The sequence below is a fragment of the Burkholderia sp. 3C genome (assembly GCF_054589155.1).
This window is the reverse complement of the sequence record NZ_BAAILN010000155.1, coordinates 266,899-290,275: the sequence shown is the minus strand read 5'-3', so window position 1 is coordinate 290,275 and position 23,377 is coordinate 266,899. Positions and strand designations below refer to the sequence as shown.

19 protein-coding genes are annotated in these 23,377 nt (G+C 69.7%); 13 read left to right on the top strand and 6 right to left on the bottom strand.

Annotated elements, in window-relative coordinates; translation table 11 throughout:
* The 4 genes from ACYP33_RS33780 to ACYP33_RS33765 form a co-directional block, all read right to left on the bottom strand.
* Window positions 1-820: acyl-CoA dehydrogenase family protein (locus tag ACYP33_RS33780; protein ID WP_459625455.1), on the bottom strand; the 820-nt coding region annotated here is incomplete at its 3' end.
* Between the two features lie 34 nt (window positions 821-854).
* On the bottom strand, window positions 855-2,507 hold the full coding sequence (locus ACYP33_RS33775) for an ABC transporter substrate-binding protein (protein ID WP_459625454.1): 1,653 nt from the start codon (window positions 2,505-2,507) through the stop codon (window positions 855-857).
* Window positions 2,508-2,581: 74 nt separating this feature from the next.
* Window positions 2,582-3,721 carry an ABC transporter substrate-binding protein gene (locus ACYP33_RS33770; RefSeq protein ID WP_459625453.1) on the bottom strand — a complete coding sequence of 380 codons (1,140 nt, stop codon included), beginning with the start codon at window positions 3,719-3,721 and terminating at the stop codon, window positions 2,582-2,584.
* A gap of 83 nt (window positions 3,722-3,804) precedes the next feature.
* The gene (locus ACYP33_RS33765) at window positions 3,805-5,001 is read right to left on the bottom strand and encodes an LLM class flavin-dependent oxidoreductase (RefSeq protein ID WP_459625452.1); all 1,197 of its coding nucleotides are present in this window, start codon (window positions 4,999-5,001) and stop codon (window positions 3,805-3,807) included.
* 324 nt (window positions 5,002-5,325) lie between these two features.
* Here ACYP33_RS33765 and ACYP33_RS33760 point away from each other — a divergent pair, with 324 nt between their 5' ends.
* The 4 genes from ACYP33_RS33760 to ACYP33_RS33745 are packed head-to-tail and all read left to right on the top strand — an operon-like array spanning window position 5,326 to window position 10,508.
* On the top strand, window positions 5,326-6,786 hold the full coding sequence (locus ACYP33_RS33760) for an NAD(P)-binding domain-containing protein (RefSeq protein ID WP_459625451.1): 1,461 nt from the start codon (window positions 5,326-5,328) through the stop codon (window positions 6,784-6,786).
* Window positions 6,787-6,801: 15 nt separating this feature from the next.
* Complete coding sequence (locus tag ACYP33_RS33755) at window positions 6,802-7,782, top strand: ABC transporter permease (protein WP_414447840.1); 981 nt, start codon at window positions 6,802-6,804, stop codon at window positions 7,780-7,782.
* A gap of 33 nt (window positions 7,783-7,815) precedes the next feature.
* Window positions 7,816-8,805, top strand: a complete 990-nt coding sequence (locus tag ACYP33_RS33750; RefSeq protein ID WP_459625450.1) for an ABC transporter permease — start codon at window positions 7,816-7,818, stop codon at window positions 8,803-8,805.
* Entirely contained in the window at window positions 8,802-10,508 is a 1,707-nt protein-coding gene (locus ACYP33_RS33745) for an ABC transporter ATP-binding protein (protein ID WP_459625449.1), read from the top strand. Before ACYP33_RS33750 ends, ACYP33_RS33745 begins: the two co-directional genes overlap by 4 nt.
* 52 nt (window positions 10,509-10,560) lie before the next feature.
* Here ACYP33_RS33745 and ACYP33_RS33740 read toward each other — a convergent pair whose 3' ends face one another.
* Window positions 10,561-11,511, bottom strand: a complete 951-nt coding sequence (locus ACYP33_RS33740; protein ID WP_459625448.1) for an ABC transporter substrate-binding protein — start codon at window positions 11,509-11,511, stop codon at window positions 10,561-10,563.
* 143 nt (window positions 11,512-11,654) lie between these two features.
* Between ACYP33_RS33740 and ACYP33_RS33735 the strand changes: the two genes are divergently transcribed.
* Together ACYP33_RS33735 and ACYP33_RS33730 are read left to right on the top strand one after the other, a co-directional pair.
* A complete protein-coding gene (locus tag ACYP33_RS33735; protein ID WP_459625447.1) occupies window positions 11,655-12,023 on the top strand; it encodes a hypothetical protein in 369 nt (122 codons plus the stop codon).
* 167 nt (window positions 12,024-12,190) lie between these two features.
* Window positions 12,191-13,288 carry a hypothetical protein gene (locus tag ACYP33_RS33730; protein WP_459625446.1) on the top strand — a complete coding sequence of 366 codons (1,098 nt, stop codon included), beginning with the start codon at window positions 12,191-12,193 and terminating at the stop codon, window positions 13,286-13,288.
* 198 nt (window positions 13,289-13,486) lie between these two features.
* On the opposite strand, the gene ACYP33_RS33725 is transcribed toward ACYP33_RS33730, so the two are convergent.
* Window positions 13,487-14,365 (bottom strand): MetQ/NlpA family ABC transporter substrate-binding protein, encoded by an 879-nt coding sequence (locus ACYP33_RS33725; RefSeq protein WP_459625445.1) that lies wholly within the window; start codon window positions 14,363-14,365, stop codon window positions 13,487-13,489.
* A 399-nt stretch (window positions 14,366-14,764) separates the two neighbouring features.
* On the opposite strand from ACYP33_RS33725, the gene ACYP33_RS33720 reads away from it, so the two are divergent.
* The 7 genes from ACYP33_RS33720 to ACYP33_RS33690 are packed head-to-tail and all read left to right on the top strand — an operon-like array spanning window position 14,765 to window position 23,376.
* Window positions 14,765-16,159, top strand: a complete 1,395-nt coding sequence (locus tag ACYP33_RS33720; RefSeq protein WP_459625444.1) for a KamA family radical SAM protein — start codon at window positions 14,765-14,767, stop codon at window positions 16,157-16,159.
* Window positions 16,156-17,259, top strand: coding sequence for an N-acyl homoserine lactonase family protein (locus tag ACYP33_RS33715; protein ID WP_459625443.1), 1,104 nt, complete (start codon window positions 16,156-16,158; stop codon window positions 17,257-17,259). The genes ACYP33_RS33720 and ACYP33_RS33715 overlap by 4 nt, the downstream gene beginning before the upstream one ends.
* A gap of 16 nt (window positions 17,260-17,275) precedes the next feature.
* Window positions 17,276-19,204, top strand: coding sequence for an FAD/NAD(P)-binding protein (locus ACYP33_RS33710; protein WP_459625442.1), 1,929 nt, complete (start codon window positions 17,276-17,278; stop codon window positions 19,202-19,204).
* Window positions 19,201-20,328: a cupin domain-containing protein gene (locus ACYP33_RS33705; protein ID WP_459625441.1), complete on the top strand. Its 1,128-nt coding sequence runs from the start codon at window positions 19,201-19,203 to the stop codon at window positions 20,326-20,328. Before ACYP33_RS33710 ends, ACYP33_RS33705 begins: the two co-directional genes overlap by 4 nt.
* A 17-nt stretch (window positions 20,329-20,345) precedes the next feature.
* On the top strand, window positions 20,346-21,863 hold the full coding sequence (locus ACYP33_RS33700; protein WP_459625440.1) for an MFS transporter: 1,518 nt from the start codon (window positions 20,346-20,348) through the stop codon (window positions 21,861-21,863).
* Entirely contained in the window at window positions 21,860-22,516 is a 657-nt protein-coding gene (gene maiA, locus ACYP33_RS33695; RefSeq protein ID WP_459625439.1) for a maleylacetoacetate isomerase, read from the top strand. The genes ACYP33_RS33700 and maiA overlap by 4 nt, the downstream gene beginning before the upstream one ends.
* Window positions 22,513-23,376, top strand: coding sequence for a sterol desaturase family protein (locus ACYP33_RS33690; protein ID WP_459625438.1), 864 nt, complete (start codon window positions 22,513-22,515; stop codon window positions 23,374-23,376). The genes maiA and ACYP33_RS33690 overlap by 4 nt, the downstream gene beginning before the upstream one ends.
* Window position 23,377 lies beyond the last annotated feature (1 nt).

Genomic DNA, 23,377 nt, shown 5'->3' with positions numbered 1-23,377 from the left:
CCCGCGCCGCGCCGTCGTACACGGCGCTGACGAGGCTGAAATACCAGGCCAGCGCGAGCGGGTCGCGTTGCAGGCCGAGGTGCGCGGGGCGCAGGCCGGCCGCGTCGTCCAGCGGGATCGCCACATCACTCAGCACCACGTCGTGGCTGGCCGTGGCGCGCATGCCGAGCGGGTCCCACGCGTCGATTACCACCACGCCGGGCGCGGCGCGCGGCACCAGGAAATGGCCGACGCGCGGTTCGGCCTCGTCGGTGATGGCCAGCACGTTGATCCACGACAGCAGCGGCACGCCGGTCACGTAGCGCTTGTGGCCCGACAGCCGCCAGTGCGCGCCCACGCGCCGCGCGACGGTGGCGGGCAGGCCGCCATGCGACGGCGAGCCGAGTTCCGGCTCCACTTGCGCGGCATTGATCAGCGCCGGCTCGATGGCGGCCTCGCGCGCCAGGCGCTCGGCCAGCGCGGCCGGCCATTCGGCGTTGCGGCCCGAGGTGGCGCGTGCGATGGCGCTGTGCTGGCTGTAGTGCATGGCGAGGATCAGCGCCACTGACGGGTCGCCATAGGCGATCTCGCCGACGATCGCGCGCGACACGGCCAGGCCCGCGCCGTCGCCGCCGAAGCGGCGCTCGATTGGCGCGCGCAACAGGCCGGCTTCCTGTAGTCGTGCGAACTGTTCGGCCGGCGGCGCGCCGCTGCGGTCGTGCTCGGGGGCCAGTGCGGCGAATTCGGCGGCCAGCTCGCGGGCGCGCTCGACGGCGGGGCGCGCCGCGCCGCCTGCGTGGGACACTTCGATCGGGGCGGGGGGAACCAGTACGGCGCTCATCGCGCAACCTCCGGGAAAACAGGAAAAAGGCGGGTCATCGCTTGAGCCACAGGTCGGCGAAGCTGCCCGACACGCCGTCGGGCGACACGGTATGCGCCTGCACGGCGCGCGAGGCGACGGTCACGTATTGCGGCGCGACCAGGTTGATGTCGGGCAGCTCGCGCTCCAGCGTCTGCTGGATCTGCGCGAACGCGCGCTTGCGGGCGGCCTCGTCGGTTTCCTCGGCGGCCTGCGCGAACAGCGTGTCGATCTCGGGGTTGCTGTAGTGCGAGCCGTTGGTGAACGGCACGCCGCGACGGAAGCTGGCGGTGGTATAGAGCCGCGCCACGCCCGCCACCGGGTCGAACAGGTTGCTCATGCCGTTCAGGCTGAAGTCGAACGCGCGGTCGGTATAGATCCGCTTCAAATAGGCGGGCAGATCCTGGTTGCGGATCGTCACGGCGATGCCGACGCGCGCCAGCGCCGATTTCACGTAGGCGGCGGTGCGCGCGGGGATGTCGCCGATCGGCAGCGGATCGATCGTCAGCGCGAAGCGCGTGCCGTCGTCGTGGCGCGGGTAGCCGGCCGCGTCGAGCAGCGCGTTGGCGCGGTTCGGGTCGAACGGGTAGGGGTTCGGCGCCGGGTCGTAGTACGGGTTGGTCGGAATCAGCGGGCTGACCAGCGGCGTGGCGTAGCCGTAATAGATCACCTTGCGGATCACCTCGCGATCGAGCGCATGCGCGATCGCCTGCCGCACCTTCAGGTTCTTCAGCACCGGGTTGTCGAGATTGAACTCGATGCGCGCCACGCCGGCCTGGAATTCGTAGCCGCGCGTGTCGAGCGCGAGCTTCGGGTCGGCTTTCAGGCGCGCGAGGTCGGCCAGCGGCACCGGGATGTCGCCGCCCAGATCCACCGCGCCGCTTTCGAACGCGGCGGTGCGCGCGCCCGGGTCCGCGATGATCTTGACGAACAGCCGGTCGAGGTAGGGCTTGCCGGGCTGCCAGTAATCGGGGTTGCGCGCGTATTCGATGTAGTTGCCGCGCACCCATTTGACGAAGCGGAACGGCCCGGTGCCCACCGGCGCGTTGTTGGCCGGGTTGTCGAGCGGGTCGCCGTGCATGTACAGGTGCTTCGGCAGGATCGGCGTTTCGGTGGCGGAGAACGCCTTGATCAGGTACGGCGTGGGCTTGCTCAACGTCAGCACCACGGTGGTCGCGTCGGGCGTGGCGACCGAGGTGACGTTGGCGAACGTGCTCTTGGCGCGCGGGTGGACCTTGCGCAGCAGGTCGAGCGAGAACGCCACGTCGGCCGATGTGAACGGCTGGCCGTCATGCCATTTCACGCCCGGGCGCAAGTGGAACACGTAGCGCTTGCCGCCGTCCTCGATCGACCAGGACGCAGCCAGCAGCGGCTTCGGATTGAACGCGAAATCGTAGTCGAGCAGCCCTTCCACCACCTTCGGGCTGACCTTCAGCACGTTGACGGCCGTGGTGGCGAAATCGACCAGCGCGGTCGGCTCGGGCGTGACGACGAAGTTCAGCGTGCCGCCGCGCGTCTGCGCCGTTGCCGTGGCGGGCGCGAGCGTGAGCGCGGCGAGCAGCGCGCAGGCCGTGGCGGCGATGGCGGTCGCCCGCGCGAACGGGCGGGGGAAGCGGCGGGAGCGGCTTGAAGGGCGAATGACGGTGCGGCGTGCGGCGAAGGCGGTCATGAACGATCGGGGTGGCGAGGAAAGGGCGCGCGGCGGCGCGGCAACGCAAGCGGGCAAGGCGGGCGAGCGCTGCGTCAGCCGACGGCCGGCGCAACCTGCGGCAACGCACTTGCCGGTACGGCGCGATGTATTTCGGGTTCCTTGACATTGCCGCGAACGGATTCGCCCGCTTCGTCGGCCAGCCGCTCGTAAGCCGCCGCGAGCGGCGCGGGATCGACCCAGTCGTCCAGATCGAAATCGGTCGGCAGAAAGCCGTGACGATGCAGGAAGCGCTTGAAATCGTCGAGCGCGGCCAGCGAGCCGCGGTCGATGCCGACCGTCATCTGCCGGTGCACGTCGGGCCGGTACGCGCGGCGCACCCAGTGCTCGGCGCTGCGTGTCTCGCGCGCCAGGTAGGCGATCGTGTCGTCGGGATGGGTGGCGGCCCAGCCGCCCGCCTCCAGCGTGCGCATCAGCACGCGCTCGACCAGGTCGGGCCGTTCGCGCAGCAGTTGTGCATCCACCGTGAGCGGGCGCGGCGTGCCGTTGTTGGCGTGACGGCGGCGCTCGGGCTGCTCGCTGATTTCCACCAGCACGGTCGCGCCGAGCTGGTTCGCGATGTCGAGGCCGGTCGCGCCCTTGACGAACACCACGTCGGCCTCGCCGCGCAGCAGCGCGGCGGCCTCGCGCGAGAACTCGTGCGGGCGCTGCTGCGCGAGCCACTGGCTGACGGGCAGGTCGGTGCCGGCGGCGGCGTCTTCCAGGCTGCGCGGCGCGTGCGGCAATTCCACCAGCGAGATCGCTTCGAGCGCGATGCCGCGCACGGCCAGCAGCGAATCGAAGCCGCGCAGCGCGGTGGCGCGATGGAAATCCACCACGCTCGCGCGCGTGTTGACGGGCAGCCCGAAGCGCGCCCGCGCGAGCGCCTCGGGCGAGGCGGCCAGCGCCGGATCGAGCGTGATCAGCGCCTGGAATTCGTCCACCCACGACAGCGCGATCAGCCGCGTGTCGCTGCCCTGGGCGCGCGCCCACAGCGCCGGGATATTGCCGCCCTGACGGAACGACCAGGGCTGGCTGTGGGTGAAATGCGAGCGGCGGATCTGCGGATCGTCGGCATCCTGCAGCGCCGCGATGGTCAGCCCGTCGCGCGCGAATTCGTCGTGCAGGCGGCCTTGGCGGATCGCCACGCCGAACGGCGTCGGCGCGGGACATCGGGTGTACCAGAGATGAGTCATCGCGGGTTCCTCGGAATGAACGCGGTATCGGGCGGATGAGACGGCCGGTGCGCGGGCCGGTAAGACGAGCCGCTGCGCGCCGGTCAGTGGCGCAGGCCGGCTTCGCGCAGCAGCGGCAGCACGCGCCGGCCGAACAGGTCGAGATCGGGCGCGAAATCGTAGAAGCTCAGTTGCACGCCGTCCACGCCGGCTGCGTGCAGGCGGATGATCGCGTCCGCCACTTCCTCGGGAGAACCGACGATCGACATGTTGCCGCCGAGCGCGCGGTGCTCGGCCTTGGCGCGCTCGTCCGCGCCGCCGCGCCACGCCTGGGCGTCGCTGTCGAAGCGGTGGAAGCTGCCTTCGTCGGCATGCGCGACGATCGCGTCGCGATACTCGCGCGCCTCGGCGGCCGTCTCGCGGCAGATCACCATCGGATTGAGCAGCGTGCGCACGCGCCGGCCGTGCGCGGCGGCGGCGGCCTTCACGCGCGCGGCGTGGGCCGGCACCGAGTCGAGCGCGGCCGCCAGCGTCGGGCCGCCGGGGCTGGTGATGAACACCACGTCCGAATGGCGCGCGGCGAATTCGATGCCGGCGTCCGAACCGGTGGCGTTGATCAGCAGCGGCCGCCCGTAGCGCGGCTTCGGCGTGACGAACGCCTCGCCGAGTTTCCAGCTCGACAGCTCGGGTTCGAACGAGAAATTCTCGGGTTGCACCCACAGTTGCTTGACGGCATCGAGGAATTCGGCGGCCATCGCATAGCGCTGGTCGTGCTCGATGCGCTGCCAGCCGAACATTTCGTGCTCGATCGCGCGGTGGCCGGTGACCACGTTGATGCCCCAGCGCCCCTTCGAGATGTGGTCGAGCGTGGCCGTGAACTTCGCGAAGTGCAGCGGATGCCACGGGCCGTACAGCACGTGGCTGGTGGCGGCCAGGATGATGCGTTCGGTGCGCGCGGTCAGCGCCGCCAGCGTCATGAACGAATCGAGCGCCTGGCCGTTGAACACGCCGCCATAGCCGCCTTTCGGCAGCCATTGCGACAGCGCGAACACCAGGTCGAAGCCGAGCGCCTCGGCCTTTTCGACCAGCGCGGCGTTGTAGTCGAAGCTCCAGTCGGTGCCGCGCGGCAGCGTCGAGGCGCTCCAGCCGCCGGCCTGGATCGGCAGGAACAGGCCGAGCATCAGCGGCTGCGCGAACACGCGCGAGGCGGGGCTGTCGGGGAAATCGGCCGGCGACGGCACCGGCTGGAACGGCGAGCGCAGGGCGGTGTCGTGCGCGGGAAGCGCGAGGGTCGTGTTCACGGAATCGATCGGTTCGTTCGTCGGCCGCGCTCTCGCACGGCCGTTACATTGGCGCGGATGCCGCGATAGCGCCGGTCGGCGCGCCGGCGGCGCTCGTGTCACAGCCGCTGCATTCAAGCACGCGCCGATTCTCGCGGACAACGAACGAAATCTGATTTCCTATTGCCGATTGCCGGCCATGCATTGCGATATGCAAAGCGTGAATGCTTGGTTGGCGGGGCCGCCCATGCGTTCGATACTGCTTCGATATTGCCTTGCCGTTTCAATCAACCTGACACGCGGGCCGGCTCGTCGGCCGGCCCGTTGCTCCGCCGGAGGGACCCGATGTCCGACTTGCCGAACCCCGATCGCGACGCGCTCGATACGCTGCGCCTTGCCGGCCCCGACCCCGAGAACTGGGTGCCCGATCGCCCCGGCATCGACCACAACGTGCTGATCGTGGGCGGCGGCCAGAGCGGCGCGGCCTATGCGTACGGCCTGCGCCGCGCCGGCATCGGCCGCGTGAGCGTGATCGACGCGGCGCCCGATGCGTCGCAGGCCGGCGTGTGGCTCACGCGCGCCCGGATGCGGCTGCTGCGCACCCCGAAAACGCTGGTGGGGCCGGAAGCGGGCCTGCCGGGCCTGGGTTTTCGCGCCTGGCACGACGCGCAATACGGCGAGGCCGCGTTCGACGCGTTCGAGCGGATTCCGCGCGAGCGCTGGGCCGAATATCTGGCGTGGTATCGCACGTTCCTTCGGATTCCGATCCGTTATGGCGTGACGCTCGCGCGCATCGAGCCGGCCGGCGATCATTTCCGCGTGCATCTGCGCATTCGCGATGCGAACGGCGAGCGCGATGCGGTGGAAACCACGCGCAAGGTGATTCTCGCCAACGGCGTGGCCGGCAACGGCCGGCCGAACTTGCCGCCGGTGCTGGCGGCGCTGCCGGCCACGCATCGCGCGCACACCGCCGACGCGATCGATTTCGCGGCGCTGCGCGGCAAGCGCGTGGCCGTGATCGGCGGCGCGGCCTCGGCGTTCGACGCGGCCGCCACGGCGCTCGAAGCGGGCGCGGCGGCCGTGCATCTGTTCGTGCGGCGCACCGCGATCGCTTCGCTGCCGGTGTCGCGGGCGCGCGCCTATCCGGGCGCCTACGACAATTACCCGAGCCTGCCCGACGCGCTGCGCTGGCAGCTCGCGCGCCGCTTCCGCCAGGCCGGCTCGACGCCGCCGCCCGACGCGGTGGAGCGCGTGACGCGCCACGACGCGTTCCATCTGCATCTGGGCGGCGAGTGGACCGCCGCGCGGCTCGAACACGGCGAGGTGGTCGCCGAAGCGGCCGGCGAGCGCTTCGCGTTCGACTTCGTGATCGCGGGCACCGGCTACGCGATCGACCTGCATGCGCGGCCCGAGCTGGCCGATTTCGCCGACGAGGTGCTGCTGTGGCGCGATCGCCACCAGCCCGACGCGGCCGATCGCGACGACGCGCTCGGCGCGCATCCGTACCTCGGCCGCGCGCTCGAATATCTCGAACGCACGCCGGGCGCGGCGCCGTACCTGCGCCATATCCACGCGCACAACCCGGCCGGCTTCGTCAGCTTCGGCGTGCCGGTGGGCGACGTGCCGTGCATGAAGCGCGACATCCCGGCCGTGATCGCGCGCATCAGCGAGGATCTGTTCACGGCCGATCTGGCTGCCCACGCCGCGCGGATGGCCAGCGAGGTGCCGGCCGATTTCCCCGAATCGGCCTATGCGCACCGGGTCTGGCAGGGCGCGGCGGCATCGGCCGATGCCGCCGCCGCATGACGCCCGGAGCCCGCCATGACGCATAACGGACGATGGATCGCGGTGCTGCGGCGCACCGCGTGGCAGGCGCTGCCGACGGCGATCGGCATCGTGATCTTCAACTTCTTCCTGCTCAAGCTGCTGCCCGGCGACGCGGCCGACGTGCTGGCCGGCGAGGCCGGCTCGGCCACCGCCGAAACCATGACGATGCTGCGCGCCAAGTTCGGCCTCGACCAGCCGATCCTGCACCAGCTCGCCAGTTACCTGTCGCATCTCGCGCATTTCAGCCTCGGCTATTCGCCGCGCTACGACATGCCGGTCATGCAACTGATCCTCGCGCGCCTGCCGAACACGCTGCTGCTGATGGGCACCGCGCTGGCGCTGGCGGTGATCGTCGGCATCGTGCTGGGCGCGGTGATGGCGCACTGGTCGGGCAAGTGGCCCGACCGCGTGCTGTCGGTGCTGGCGCTGCTGTTCTATTCGACGCCGGGCTTCTGGATCGGCCTGCTCGCGATCGTGCTGTTCTCGGTGCGGCTCGGCTGGCTGCCGAGCGGCGGCAACGTCACGATCGGCGCGTCGCTGCACGGCCTCGCGTGGCTGGCCGATGTCGGCAAGCACGTGCTGCTGCCGGCCGTGACGCTGGCGGCGTTCTTCGTGGCGATCTACGCGCGGCTGGTGCGCGCGGCGATGCTCGAGGTGCAGCGCCAGGATTTCGTGCGCACCGCGTATGCGAAGGGCCTGCATCCGGCCCGCGTGACGATCCGCCATGTGCTGCGCAACGCGCTGATGCCGCTGACCACGATGGTCGGCATGCACGTGGGCACGCTGCTCGGCGGCGCGGCCGTGACCGAGACGGTGTTCAGCTGGCCCGGCCTCGGCCGGCTCGCGCTCGACGCCGTGCTGGCGCGCGATTTCGACGTGCTGCTCGGCGTGCTGCTGCTGTCGTCGCTGGTGGTGATCGCGGCCAACGTGCTGGTCGATGTGTTGCAGGCGTGGCTCGATCCCCGGATCGCCTGATGCGCCGTTTTCCCCTTTCGATGGAGCGTTTCCATGAGCACTGAATCGTCGAACGCGGTGCGAGCCGCGCAATCGGCCGCCACCGCCTCGCCGTGGCGCAACCAGTTGGCCGGCGCGCTGTTCGGCCGGCTGGCGGCTGGTTCCGCCGGGCAGGCGGCCGCGAGCCGAGGCCCCGGCCTGCGCACCTGGCGCGCGCTGCTGCGCAACCCGTCGGCGGTGGCCGGCCTGGTGCTGCTGGCCACCATCGTGCTGCTGGCGCTGTTCGCCTCGAAGCTGTTTCCGGGCGACCCGCTCGACATGGTGGCCGCGCCGTTCGAATGGCCGGGCACCGATCCGCAATACTGGCTCGGCACCGATTCGCTGGGCCGCGACGTGGCGGCCGGGCTGGTGCACGGCGCACGCGTGTCGCTGCTGATCGGCGCGTCGTCGGCCGGCATCGGGCTGGTGATCGGCACGCTGGTGGGCGCCATCGGCGGTTATTTCGGAGGACTGATCGACAACCTGCTGGTGCGTGTGACCGAGTTGTTCCAGACGGTGCCGTCGTTCCTGCTGGTGATCGTGATCGTGGCGATCGGCCGGCCCGACGTGACGGTGATCGCGCTGGCGATCGGCATCGCGTCGTGGCCCACGGTGGCGCGCATCGTGCGCGCCGAGTTCCGCCGCCTGCGCCACGCCGATTTCGTGCTGGCCGCGCGCAGCCAGGGCTTCGGCAACGGCCGCATCATCTTCGGCGAGATCCTGCCGAACGCGCTGCCGCCCGTGATCGTGACGGCCTCGGTGATGGTGGCCAGCGCGATCCTGATCGAATCGTCGCTGTCGTTCCTCGGCATGGGCGATCCGAACGTGATCAGTTGGGGCGCGATGATCGGCTTCGGCCGCGATTCGCTGCGCACCGCCTGGTATCTGACGGCGATCCCCGGCGGCGCGATCGTGGTGGCCGTGCTCGCATTGAACCTGCTCGGCGACGGCCTGAACGACGCGCTGAACCCGCGCCTCGCGCAACGCTCGGAGCGCGGCGCATGACGAACCTGCTCGAAGTGCGCGACCTGCGCGTGAATTTCGGCGCGCACGAAGCGGTGCGCGGCATCGATTTCGAGATCCGAGAGGGCGAGACGCTCGCGCTGGTGGGCGAATCGGGATGCGGGAAATCGGCCACGGCGCTTTCGCTGATGCGGCTGCTGCCCGACACGGCACGCGTGAGCGGCAGCGTGCGGTTCGACGGCCGCGAATTGCTGACGCTGACGCCGCGCGAAACCCGCGACCTGCGCGGGCGCGACATCTCGATGATCTTCCAGGAACCGATGACGTCGCTGAACCCGGTGCTGTCGATCGGCGAGCAGATCGTCGAGACACTGCGCCGGCACGAGCCGCTGTCGCGCGCGGCGGCGCGGGTGCGCGCGATCGAGCTGCTCGATCTGGTGCAGATTCCCGAGCCGGCGCGCCGCTTCGGCGATTATCCGCACGAACTGTCGGGCGGCCAGCGCCAGCGCGTCATGATCGCGATGGCGGTGGCCTGCCGGCCGCGCCTGCTGATCGCCGACGAGCCCACCACCGCGCTCGACGTGACGATTCAGGCGCGCATCCTCGCGCTGCTCGATTCGCTGCGGCGCGAGCTGCGGATGGCGTTGCTGCTGATCACGCACGATCTGGGCGTGGTGGCCGATCACGCCGATCGCGTCGCGGTCATGCTGGCCGGCCGCAAGGTCGAGACGCAGGCCACCGACGCGCTGTTCGCCGCGCCGCGTCATACGTATACGCAGGGCCTGCTCAACGCGTCGCTGAACCTGGCCGGCGAGCGGCATTACCGCGAGACCTCGCTGCCCGAGATCCGCCACGGCGTTAACCCGGACGGCACGACGTCGTTCATCGTCGTGCCGGGCGTGGAGCGGGTGGCGCAGCCTGCATCGAACGCGGTGCCGGTGCTGCCGGTGCCGGCCGTGCCGCTGCTGGAGATCCGCGATCTGCAGGTGGAATACACGCAGCGCGGCGCGCGCGATACGCTGCGCGCCGTGGACGGCGTGTCGCTGACCATCGGGCGCGGCGAGACGGTCGGGCTGGTCGGTGAATCAGGGTGCGGGAAATCGACACTGTCGCGCGCCGTGATGCGGCTCACGCCGGTGGCGTCAGGCGAGATCCGGCTCGACGGCGTGGATCTCGTGCCGCTCGGCGAGCGTGCGTTGCGGCCGCTGCGCCCGCGTGTGCAGATGGTGTTTCAGGACCCCTACGCATCGCTGAACCCGCGCCGCACGGTCGGCCAGATTCTCGGGCGCGTGCTGGCCGCCAACGGCGTGCGCGGCGGGCGTGAACGGCAGGCGCGCAGCGCGGCGGCGCTCGACAAGGTCGGGCTGCCGGCCGCCGCATTGCATCGCTTTCCTCATGAATTCTCGGGCGGGCAGCGCCAGCGCATCGGCATCGCGCGGGCGCTGGTGCTGGAGCCGGCGCTGTTGATCTGCGACGAGCCGGTGTCGGCGCTCGACGTGTCGATCCAGGCGCAGATCCTGAATCTGCTGGTGGAGCTGAAGAGTTCACTCGGGCTGTCGCTGCTGTTCATCTCGCACGATCTGTCGGTGGTGCGTTACCTGGCAGACAGCGTGCATGTCATGCAGCGCGGCAAGATCGTCGAGCACGGCGACCATCGCAGCATCTGGCGTGCGCCGAAGCATCCGTATACGCGCACGCTGCTCGAGGCGGTGCCGGGGCGCGAGGCGGTGGCGCAGGCGGCCTGAGCGTGGGTGAGGGCGGCGGCGCTTGCCGCGCGGCCGCCTGTTGCAATCTGTCTTACTTTGCCGCTGCCGAAAACGCATCGGCGTACGAACGATCGAGCACCTTGCTCGTATCGAAGTGCGCCGGAATCACGCCCTGCCGCGTCAGGAAATCGGCCGTTTCCTGCGTGTCGCGCGCGGCGCGCTCGTCGACCGGGCCGATCGTCTGGTGCGCGGTCGAGAGCCAGCGCGTGGCCACGTCCACATCGAGATTCGCGCGCTTGGCCCACAGCGCCGCGTATTCCTTCGGATGCGCATCGACCCAGCGGCGCGCGATCACGGCGCGGCGCAGGAAATCGGCGATCGCGGCGTGCTTGCCGGTGGCCGCGCTGTCGGTGGCGGCCACGTAGCTGAGGGCCGGCATCAGGCCTTCGGCGGTGGCGATCGGGCGCGCGTGCTGCTTCAATTCCAGCGTGCTGACGAACGGCTCCCACAGCGAGACGGCATCCACCGCGCCGCTCGCGAGTGCATCGGTCGCGTCGACCGGCATCAGATAGGAATACTGCACGGCGTCGGCCGGCACGCCGGCCTGCTGCAGCGCGCGCAGCACCAGTTGCTGGCTCCACGCGCCGCGCCACACCGCCACCTTCCTGCCCTTGAGATCGGCCACGCGCTTGACCGGCGAATTGGCCGGCACCAGCAGCGCCACGCCTTCGAGGTTCTGCCGCGACACCGCCACGATCCGCACCGGCGCGCCGCGCGCGGCCAGCGTCAGCAGGCCCGAATCGCCGAGGAAGCCGAGGTCGAGCGCCTGGCCGTTGAGGCTTTCGGCGATCGGCGCGGCGGCCTGGAAGTGCTTCCATTGCACGCGATAGGGCGCATCCTTCAAGGCGCCCGACGCTTCCATCGACGCCTCGATGTTGTAGTAGTTCTGCTCGCCGATCGCGAGCGTGACGGGTTCCTGCGCGAACGCCTGATGAGCGGCGAGGGCCAGCAGCAGGCCGGCGAGGGGCTTCCAATGTGACATCGATGACTCCGGAAATGAGGGGGTGGGGCGCTGCGAGACTATCCGGATTCGGGGGCGGCCGTGATGCCGTTTTCTGCTTTGGTTAGCAGCAGCGCGGCAATGGCACTGCAATGGCGCGGCGCGCATATATATAGGCGAAAAGATTGGTTCCGGCCGCGCGCGGCGGGCCGTATCGTGAGCCCATGTTGCGTGCCGCTTGCCCGATGCAGGGCGGCCACGCCCGCCGCCACGTTTTCCGCAGGCTTACGACCATGACGCTGCCCTCGATTCTGATTCGACTGACCACGCATTTGACGCGTCGTTTTTCATCGCCGCATTCGTCCGGCCGGGCGCTGCGCATTCTCGACGCGCTGGCGTCCGCTTCGGTGGGTTTTCCGCCGCTGACGCCGGCCGAGATCGAGTGGGTTCGTTTCACGCATTCGCCGGCGGAGCCGGCGGCGGCACGCCGGCCGGATGAAGGCAACGCCAACGCGGCGGCGGTGCGATTCGGCATGGCGAGCGGGTCGCGCTGAGCTTGTCGTAGAAAAATCAAGGACGACGAGAAATGGCTGTCGCGCATCCGGTTCGCCATCATCGCCGGACACCGCGAAAACAGCGGGAATAATTGCCGGCCTGCAAGTGTTCTGCTTCTGAACGGAGCGTCGATCCCGACGGCTCCCCCAGATCGGAAGAGGACACGATGGCTGATTCGCACTTCATTGCGGCCGCGTCGGGCGCACCAGGCGCGCCGACGGGCAACCCGCGGCGCGGCGCGCGTCGTCTCATCACCGCCGGGCTTCTGGGCGCATGCCTGATCGGCGCCATCGGCAGCCAATCGGCCAGCGCCGAATCCACGGCGCGTTACAGCGATGTCGAACGCCATTACCGGCAACTGATCGACGTGCTGCGCCGCAGCCCGTCCGCCGCGACCAGCCCCGCGCAGCGCACCGACGTGACCCGCGCCTCCGCACTGTTCCTCGCCGCGCTCAAGCGCGATGGCGGCGCACGCGACGTGCTCGTCACCGACACGAAGAACATCGTGGCCTCGCTCGGCGACGGCTCGTTCAGTGCCGACGGCAGCATCCGCGCGCTGGTTCGCGATGCCGCGGCCGGCAACGCGCTCGACTCCGGGCCCTGGGATGTCAGCGCGCTGCCCGGTACGCCGGTTCCCCAGCCGATCGGGATCAACCTCGTGCAGAAGCACGAGGGCGATTGCGTGGGCATTTCCGTCGTCAAGGCGTTCTCGACCACGCCCACCGGCGCCGATATCCTGCGCCGCGCCGTGCATCGGCTCGACAGCGGCCATTACCGCGTGAGCCTGCCCGGCGACCCCGCCCGCACCTACACGCTCGCCGCCGACAACCTCGATCAGTACGGCACCGGCGACCCGGCCGCCGCGGCCATCGTCGGCGCGATGTTCCAGTATTTCCACCTCGATCCCGCCAAGGGATCGCTGCCCACCAACAAGGTCATGGCCGTGCTCGCCGGCAGTTACGGCGCGCACGCGCGTCTGGCCGACCGCGACAGCTCCAGCCAGCAGATCGTCGAGTTCCTCGGCAAGCATTCGAGCGATCTCGGCTCGCGCGTGGCCATGGTGTTCGGCGGCAAGCCGGACCGCCACGGCGACTGGTCGAAGGGCGACGGGCATGCGTTCGCCGTGATCCGCGTGGACGTGGCCGCCAACACCGTCTATTACACGAACCCGTGGAACGAGTCGGTCGTGCGCAAGATCGCGCTGTCCGATCTCGCCGATCAGGCGGCCGGCACCGGGGCCGATTTCGAATTCGTGAGGTTTTAAGGCCGACGCCGGAGGCCGCGGCATCGGCTCCGGCAGCAAACCGATTTTTCAGAGCGAGCCCGGATGGGTGGTGCGGGGTTCAGGCCGAGGGCGAGGTTGCCTTCGGCCTCTTTTTGTTGCGGCTACAACGGCCACACTGGCTACAGCGGGCGCATCGGCGCTCACTGGGTCGTGATCAACTTCCCCGTCTGACTCCCCTCAAAACGCCGGAATGATCGCACCGTGATAGTGCGTCAGGATGAACTGCTTCACTTCCGGCGACTGATACGCCGCCACCAGTTGCTTGACCCACGGCTGGTTCGCGTCTTTCTCGCGCACCGCGATCAGGCATGCATAGACGGTCGAGCCGTCCTCCACCAGGATCGTGTCGCGGCCCGGCTGCAGGCCGGCCTTGATCGCGTAATCGGCGTTCACGGTGGCGGCGTCGAAATCGTCGAGCGTGCGCGGCAGTTGTGCCGCATCGATCTCGGTGAAGCGGAATTGCTTCGGATTCTCGACGATGTCGCGCGGCGTGGCGTTGATGCCCGCTACCGGATCGATGCCCGAGCGCAGCCGGATCGCACCGGCCTTCTGCAACAGCAACAGCGTGCGGCTTTCGTTGGCCGGATCGTTCGGAATACCGATCGTCGCATGTTCGGGCAGCGCGGCGAACGTGCGGTACTTCTTCGAATACACGCCGATCGGCCCGATCCAGGTGCGGCCGAGTCCGACCAGGTGATAGCCGCGCGCGCGGATCTGCGCGTTCAGGAAGGGGCGGTGCTGGTAGCTGTTGGCATCGAGGTCGCCCGAATCGAGCGCGGCGTCGGGCGCGATGTAATCGCTGAACGCCACTGTCTTGATATGCAGGCCGTAGTCGCGTTCGGCCACGCGCTTCGCGGCTTCGAAAATCTCCTCGTGCGGGCCGCTCGTCACGCCCACCCGCAACACGCGTTCGTCCGCATGCGCGGGCCGCACGGCCAGCGTGCCGAGCACGCCGATCGAGCAGAGCGCGAGCACGGCCGCGAAGCGGCGGATCGCACGGCGCTTGGGCGACGGCAGCAGCCGGCGCGAGGAACGAATGGGCGGCGAAGCGGGCATGACGGCAAATCCTCGGTATGACGAAATGAATGCGTGCGCGCGCTGCGGCGCTCACGCGACCGGGCGATTCTAGAGATCGTGCAAGCGGCCGGGAAACAACGGTTACGCATAAGCTTATCGGCGCCGAACCGGCGATCCGCATCGTTGCAAATCACGCGATCGCGCCAATGCTTTGCGCCCTGCAAACATAGGTCTTGCGCAATCACAGAAATCCGTCCGGGCCGATGGTCAAGCGCGTTTCCCATCTTTACATTGGCGACTCGATTGAATCGCCGATGGAAATCAAACCCAAAACAATTCCTTCGCATGGCGAATCGATTGCCGAATAGGGATGTTCCGAGTTCGCTTCACATTCATTTCCGTCACGAGAGAACGGAAATCATCCAGGAGGGTTGGGAAATGCCGAATGACGCCGGAATCAAGTTCAAGCCGTATACGCGACAGTCGATCCGCCAGGCGCCGGAATGGGAGAAGCTCAAGCCCGATCAGCGCGAGGCGATCGACGTGGTGGGCCGGGTGCTGCCGTTTCGCGTGAATCCCTATGTATTGAGCGAACTGATCGACTGGGACCGCGTGCCCGACGATCCGATCTACCGCCTCACGTTCCCGCACCGCGAAATGCTCCACGAGCGCGAATACGCGCAACTGCGCGACCTGATCGCGCACGGCGGCAAGCCCGACGAAACCGAGCGCCTGATCCATTCGATCCGGCTGCGCATGAACCCGCATCCGGCCGGGCAGTTGACCCACAACGTGCCGCACCTCGACGGCGTGCCGCTGCCCGGCATGCAGCACAAATACCGCGAGACGGTGCTGTTCTTTCCGAGCGCGGGCCAGACCTGCCATGCGTATTGCACGTTCTGCTTCCGCTGGCCGCAGTTCGTCGGCATGGACGAATTCAAATTCGATGCGCGCGAAACCACCCAGCTCGTCGAATACCTGAAGCGCCATCGCGACGTGACCGACGTGCTGATCACGGGCGGCGATCCGCTCGTTATGAACGCGCGCTCGCTGGCCGAATACCTGACGCCGCTGCTGTCGCCCGAACTCTCGCATATCCAGAACATCCGGATCGGCACGAAATCGGTGGCGTACTGGCCGCAGCGCTTCGTGACCGACAAGGATGCCGACGACCTGCTGCGGGTGTTCGAATCGGTGGTGGCCTCGGGCCGCAACCTGGCGATCATGGGGCACTACAACCACCCGAACGAACTGGAGCCGGCGATCGCGCAGCAGGCCGTGCGGCGCATCATCGGCACCGGCGCGACGGTGCGTCTGCAAGCGCCGCTGATCCGCCACATCAACACCGACCCGGACGCCTGGGCGCGGCTCTGGACGCTCGGCGTCAAGCTCGGCGCGGTGCCGTACTACATGTTCGTCGAGCGCGACACCGGGCCGAGCGACTATTTCAAGCTGCCGCTGGCCGAGGCCTACGACATCTTCCAGCGCGCCTACCGGCAGGTGTCGGGGCTGGCGCGCACGGTGCGCGGGCCGTCGATGAGCGCGTTCCCGGGCAAGGTGGCGGTGGACGGCATCGTCGAGATCGGTGGCGAGAAGGTGTTCGCGCTGCAATTCCTGCAGGCGCGCAACCCCGAGTGGGTGCGCCGGCCGTTCTACGCGAAGTTCGACCCCGAGGCGACCTGGCTCGACGATCTGGTGCCGGCGTTCGGCGAGCAGCGCTTCTTCTTCGAGGAGACGGCCGCTCACGCCAAGCCGTCGCATCGCGTGATTCCGCTTCATGCGCACGACGATCGCAGCGCCGATCTGGCCGACGCACTGGAGGCCGCGCAATGACGCAAGCCGTTTATTCTCCGCCCGCCGCCGCCGACGAGGCCGTCGAACCGTACGAGGTCTACGCGCTGCGCTACGCGACGCACGAGGGCCGCCGCAGCGCCGAGAACTATCTGGGCCACGATCCGCATGGCAATCGCGGCATGCCGCTCGATTTCTATGTCTGGGTGATCCGCAACAGCCAGCGCACTGTGCTGGTCGATACCGGCTTCAAGCGCGAGCTGGCCGGGCGCCGCCGCCGCACGTATTTCGGCGAGCCGGCCGAGTTGCTGCGCAAGCTCGATATCGATGCGGCCACGATCGAGGACGTGGTGATCACGCACATGCATTACGACCACGCGGGCAATCTCGATGCCTACCCGCGTGCGCGCTTCCATGTTCAGGAGAGCGAACTGGCGTTCTGCACGGGGCGCTGCATGGCGCACGGCGCGCTGCGCGGACCGTTCGAGCCGGCCGACGTGGCGCAGGCCGTGTTCCGGCTGTTCGAGGGGCGCATCGCGTTCGTCGACGGCGACGCGCAACTGCATCCCGGCATCACGCTGCATCAGCTCGGCGGCCACACGCCGGGGCTGCAGGTGGTGCGCGTGGCGACCGCGCGCGGCTATGTGGTGCTGGCCAGCGACGCCGCCCACTACTGGGACAACCTGCGCGAGCGCCGGCCGTTCCCGATCGTGATCGACGTGGGCCGCATGCTCGACGCGCATGCCGCGATCGAGCGGCTCGCCGACGGGCCGAACCATATCGTGCCGGGTCACGACCCGCTGGTGCGCACCACGTTCCGCACGCTGCCGGGCGAGCCGGATGTGGTGGTGCTGCATGAGCCGCCGCTGGAGGTGCATGGGCAAGCGACTGGCGAAGCCATTGGAGCCGCCGCCGCTGAGGCTGCCGAAGTCACCGAAGCCACTGACACCGCCGAAGCCTCCGAAGCCTCCGAAGCCTCCGAAGCCGCCGAAGCCTCCGAAGCCGCCGAAGCCGCCGAAGCCGCCGAAGCCGCCGAAGCCGCCGAAGCCGCCGACACCGCCGACACCGCCGACACCGCCGACACCGCCGACACCGCCGACACCGCCGAAGCCGCCGACACCGTAGCGCTGGCCACACACTGACGAGGAGAACTGAACGATGACGACCACCCACGTCGCCTTGATCGGGCTCGGCCCGCGCGGCATCAGCGTACTCGAACGCATCCTGGAACACGCGCGCCGGCTGCCGGCCGGCGAGCGCCTGCATATCGACGCGATCGACCCCGGCGAATGCGGGGAAGGCTCGCACCCGGCGCGCCAGCCCGATCATCTGCTGATCAACACGGTTGCCTCGCAGGTGACGATTTTCGCGCCCGACAGCGTGGCGGGCGGCGCGAACGGCCCGACGCTGGTGGAATGGGCGATCGCGAGCGGCTACCGCCGCTTCGGGCCGCGCTTCTTCCGCGTCGGCGATGCCTCGGGCGAGGCGATCACCGAATTCGACTATCTGCCGCGCAGCCTGCTCGGCGAATACCTGTCGTGGGGCGTGGATCACATCGCGCGGCAGTTGCCGGCTGCGATCACATTCGCGCATCACCGCACCCGCGCGCACGACGTCGAGCCGCATGGCGAGGGCTTTCGCGTGCGGCTCGACAACGGCTACACGGTGCGCGCCGATTACACGTTCCTGACCACCGGCCATGGCCGGCGGCTGCCGAACGAGGCCGACCACGCGGCCGATGCGTTCGTGGCGAGCCAGGTGCGCCACAACCCGGCGCTGGCCTATTTCGCGACGCCGTATCCGGTCACCGGCCTGTCGCGAATCGCCTCGCAGGCGACGGTGGCGATCCAGGGCTTCGGGCTGACCGCGCACGACGTGATCTCCGAGCTGACGGTGGGGCGCGGCGGGCGCTTCGTCGACGATGCGCAGGGCCTGCGCTACGTGCCGTCCGGGCGCGAGCCGAAGCTGCTGGTGTTCTCGCGCCAGTGCCTGCCGTTCGCGGCGCGCGGCGTGAACCAGAAGGGCTTGACCGGGCGGCACGCGGCGCGCTTCTTCACGCCGGCCGCGGTGCGTGCGCTGGCCGATGCGGCGGCGCTGTCGCGCGGCGACCGGCGCGTCGATTTCCGCGCCGAGGTGCTGCCGCTGATCGTCAAGGAGATGGCCTGGGCGTACCGGCTCGCCGCGACGGCGGCGGCCAGCGCGCAGGGGGATTCTGGCGGCGCTCTCGATCCTGAGCGTTTCGTGCCGAGCGCAAGCGAGCAACAGGCGATCGAGGCGATTCTCTGGCCGCTGAAGGGCCGCCGGTTTGCTTCGGAAGCCGAATTCCGCGCGTTCTTCGACGCGCAGTTCGACGACGATCTCGCGCAGGCCTTCCTCGGCAATCTGTCGAGCCCGCTGAAGGCCGCCACCGATGCGCTGCGCGATACGCGCGAGGCGTTGCGCGAGGCGATCGAATACGGCGCGGCGACGCCCGATTCGCATCGCTATTTCGTCGAGGAGTTCAACGCGATCACGAATCGCATCGCGTTCGGGCCGCCGAAGCAGCGCAACGTCGAGTTCCAGGCGCTGCGCCGGGCCGGCGTGCTGACGCTGGGCGGCGGGCCGGGCGCGCGCGTGACGGGCGACCCGGACGCGGCGCGGTTCCGCATCGACACGGCCTATCCCGAGGGCGACACGCACCGCTTCGCCGACGTGCTGGTGGCCGCGCGGCTCGACGCGTGGTCGCCGCTGACCGATGCCTCGCCGCTGACCGCCGCGCTGCTCGCGCGTGGCCTGATCCGGCCGTTCCGCAATGGCGACTACCACCCGGGCGGGCTCGACATCGACCGTCAACTGCGGCCGATCGGGCGCGACGGCACGGCGCAGCCGCGCATCTGGGCGATCGGCTATCCGGTCGAGGGCGCGCATTTCTACACGCATGCGCTGCCGAGGCCGCGTATTGCATCGCGCCAGACGGCGGATGCCGAGCGCGCCGTGTTGCAACTGTTCGAGGCGATCGAGCGGCATGGGGCGGCGCGGGCGTTGCCGGACGCGGCGGGCGCTGCGGCGCGCGCGGATAGCGTCGACAGCGTGGAGGCCACGGCATGAGCACGCTGGCCTGGTTGGATACGCGGGGCGATTTGCAGTTGGAAGCGCAGCCGGAAGTGCAGCCCGAAGCACGGCCGGAAGCGCAGCCGCAAACGCAACTTCGAGCGCAGTCGGAAGCGCAGATTCAAGCGCAGCCGCAAACGCAACTTCGAGCGCAGTCGGAGGCGCGGATTCAAGCGCAGCCGAAAACGCAACTTCGAGCGCAGTCGGAAGCGCAGCCCCAAGCGCACCCCCAAGCGCACCCCCAAGCGCACCCCCAAACGCAGCCCGAAGCCCTGAATCCGTCGGACGAGGTGGTCACGCCCGGCGGCCGGCTTGTGCCGTTCGGCGCCTATCTCAAGGCGGCGGCACAGCCTCGGCCCGGGGCTGCGCACTGGCCGTCGGGGGCGCTCGATGAGGCGCGCAGCCGCTTCGTGCACGGTGAGCGCGGCACGGCGGCGCTGGTGGCCGGCGAATCCGGCGCGGAGGTCGCGCCGGGCATCTCGCTGGCGATCCAGGTCGTCGAGCCGGGCGAGCCGACGCGTGCGCATCGCCATGCGTTCTGGCATCTGTACGTGGTGGTGGCCGGGACGGGCACGGCGTGGCTCGGCGAGGCCGGCGAGCGCGTCGATGGCGAAGGCGAAGGCGAAGGGGGCGACGTCGATGCACACGGCGCACGCAACCCGGCGGCAAGCCGCGAACGCGCCTATCCGCTCGCGGCCGGCGACGCGCTCTACGTGCCGCCGTGGGCCGCGCACCGCTTCGCGGCCACGCAGGCCGATCGTGCCGATCGTGCCGATCGTGCCGATCACGCCGATCACGCCGATCACGCCGACCACGCCGACCACGCCGACCACGCCGACCACGCCGACCACGCCGATCGAGCCGATCGAGCCGACCAAGCCGACCGCGCCGACCGCGCCGACCGCGCCGACCGCGCCGACCGCGCCGACCAAGCCGACCAAGCCGACCAAGCCGACCAAGCCGACCAAGCCGACCAAGCCGCCCCCCTCGTGCTCTACGCCGTGCAGAACCTCCCGCAACTGGCCGCGCTCGGCACGCTGGTGCGCGAGTCGGCGCACGGCGGCATCGAACACGTTTATCGCGCGCCGGCCGGCACGTTCCCTCCATCCCGTTCGTACTGATCCTCGAAGGAGCCTCCGTGAATTCGTCGGACACCCAGGGCCGGCTCGGCACCGCGGCGCTCTACGCGACCGTGTTCCTGCCGTTCGCTTTCGGCCATTACGTTTCGTTCGTGTTTCGCTCGATCAATGCGGTGCTCGCGCCGTATCTGGTCGAGGCGCTGCAACTGAGCGCCGCGCAGCTCGGGCTGCTGTCGAGCGCCTATTTCGTGTCGTTCGGGCTGGCGCAACTGCCGGTGGGCATGGCGCTCGACCGCTACGGCCCGCGCCGCGTGCAACTGACGCTGCTCGGCGCGGCCTCGGCAGGCTCGCTGCTGTTCGCGTTCGGCACCAGCTTCGGGCCGCTGTTCGCGGCGCGCGTGCTGACCGGCATCGGCCTGTCGGCCTGCTTCATGGGCTCGATCAAGGCGCTGTCGTATTGGGTCGAGCCGCGCCGGCTGCCGTCGATCCACGGCTATCTGCTGGCGGTGGGCGGGCTCGGCGCGATGTCGGCCACGCTGCCGGTGGAGCTGGCGTTGCAGCAGTTCGGCTGGCGCGCGGTTTTCGTCGCGCTGGCGGTGGTGACGCTGGCCCCGGCGCTGGCGATCCGCTTCCTGACGCCGCCCGATCCGCCCGCGCATCGCGTCGCGCGCTGGCCCACGCTCGGCTCGCTGCTGGAGGTGTATCGCGACCCGGCGTTTCGCCGCACCATCTCGCTGCTGCTGCCCGCGCACGCCGTGGCGTTCGGCCTGCAAGGGCTGTGGATGGGGCAGTGGCTGCAGGACGTCGGCGGGCTCGACACGCGCGAGGCGGCCGCGCTGCTGTTCGTCGGGATGGGCGCGATCGTGGCGGGCTCGCTGTCGATCGGGAACATCACCGAATGGGCGGGCCGCCGCTTCGGCGCGAAGCCGATCGACGTGGCCGGCGTGGGCGTGGGGCTGTTCCTGCTGGTGCAGGTGCTCGCGCTGCTGAACGTGGTGCCGTGGATTCCGGCCCTGAGCGTGGCCTTCACGCTGATCGGCACGATCGCCGGGCTGGAATACACGATCGTCGCGCAGAACGTCTCGCCCGCGCTGACGGGCCGCGCGGCCACCTGCCTGAATCTGTTGATCTTCTTCGGCGCGTTCCTGGTGCAGAGCGGCTTCGGCTTCATCGTCTCCGCGTGGACGCCCGACGCCGCCCATCACTATCCGGCCGCGGCCTATCAGACGGCGTTCGCCGTGGTCGTCGCGCTGCAATTGCCGGGCTTTCTCGCGTGGCTCGCGCGCACCGTGCGCCGCCGGTCGCAGCCCGATTTCCAGCCCGATGCGCGGCACGACTCGAAGCCTGACTTGCGGCACGACTCGCAGCACGACTCGCGTCCCAACTCGCGTCCCAACTCGCGGCCCGGCTCACAGCCCGATTTGCAGCCCGATTTGCATCACGACTCGCAGCACGACTCGCGTCCCGGCTCACAGGCCGATTCGCAGCCCGATTCGCAGCCCGACCCACACCCAGGCTCACAACCCAATTCGCGGCGCGATGCCCAGCACCCCGACCCGCAGCAGGAGGCCGCATGACCACGCTGCATGGTTTCTACCGCTCGTCCGCGTCGTTCCGCGTGCGCATCGCGCTGAACCTGAAGGGCATCGTGTACGACACGGTGTCCTACGACATCGCGCAACTTGCGCACCGCGATCCCGCCTATCTGGCGCTGAACCCGCAAGGGCTGTTGCCGACGCTCGCGATCGACGGGCTGCGGCTCACGCAATCGCTCGCGATCGTCGATTACCTGGAGACGACGCGGCCCGCGCCGCCGCTGTATCCGGCCGATCCGGCCGGGCGCGCGCGGGTGGCGAGCCTGGCGGCGGCGGTCGGCTCCGACATCCATCCGCTCGGCGCGGCGCGCGCGGTGCGCTACCTGCGCGAGACGGCCGGGCTCGACGCCGCGCAGGCCGGCGCCTGGCAGCGCCACTGGATCGAAACCGGTTTCGCCGCCCTGGAGGCGCGGCTGCAGGACGGCGCGAGCGGCCGCTACAGCCACGGCGACACGCCGGGCGTGGCGGACCTGTTCCTCGTGCCGCAGGCGTTCACGGCGCGGCGCGTGGGCGTGGAGGTGGACGCGTATCCGACGATCGCCGCAATCGTCGCAGCATGCCTGGAATTGCCGGCGTTCCGGCATGCGCATCCCGACAATCAGCCGGACAGCCAACAGGAACGGAGATCGACATGAGTCTGATACAGCTTGCCCTCGACAACCCACGTTACGCGGTGATGTTCACCGGCCTGCCGCTGCTGATCGCGGCCGAGGCGGCCGTGCCCCTGCTCGAAGGCGAGGGGCGCTGGCGGCACACGGCGAAGAACCTCGCGATCGGCGTGATCTACGTGGCCACCACGGCCGTGCTCGGGCTCGGCATCGTGTGGCTGCTGCACGCGACCGAGCGCCATCAGTGGGGGCTGTTCCCGCAACTGGGCCTGCCGCTGTGGCTGCAGGTGGTGCTCGGCGTGATCGCGCTCGACTTCGGCGACTACTGGCGGCATCGCGCCGATCACACGTTCCGGCTGCTGTGGCGCTTTCACCGGCTGCACCACAGCGATCCGCTGATGGAGGCGTCGACGACCATCCGCAACCATCCGGGCGCGGCGTTCCCGATCCTCGCGCCGCGCGCGATCCTGATCCCGCTGCTGGGCCTGCCGCCGCTCGCGTTGCTGATCCACGCGCCGCTCGCGCTGGCCGGCCAGCTCTATCACCACAGCAACCTGCGGCTGCCGGCGTGGCTCGAAAGCGTGCTCGGCAAGGTGATCGTCACGCCGAGCCATCACTTCGCGCACCACGCGAAGATCCGCAAGTATTCGGACAGCCAGTTCGGCGTGCTGCTGATCCTGTGGGACAAGCTGTTCGGCACGCTGGAGATCGCGCCCGAGCGCAAGACCACGCCGCTCGGCGTGCGCGGCTACGACGACGCGGCGAGCCAGACGCTCGGCGGGATGCTGCTGTCGATGTTCGAGCGCAAGCCGGCGGCAGTGGCGGCGGTGGCCGTGCCGGTCAACGCGGCGCTGGCGCCGGAGAGCGTGACGCGCGAGGCAGGCTGAA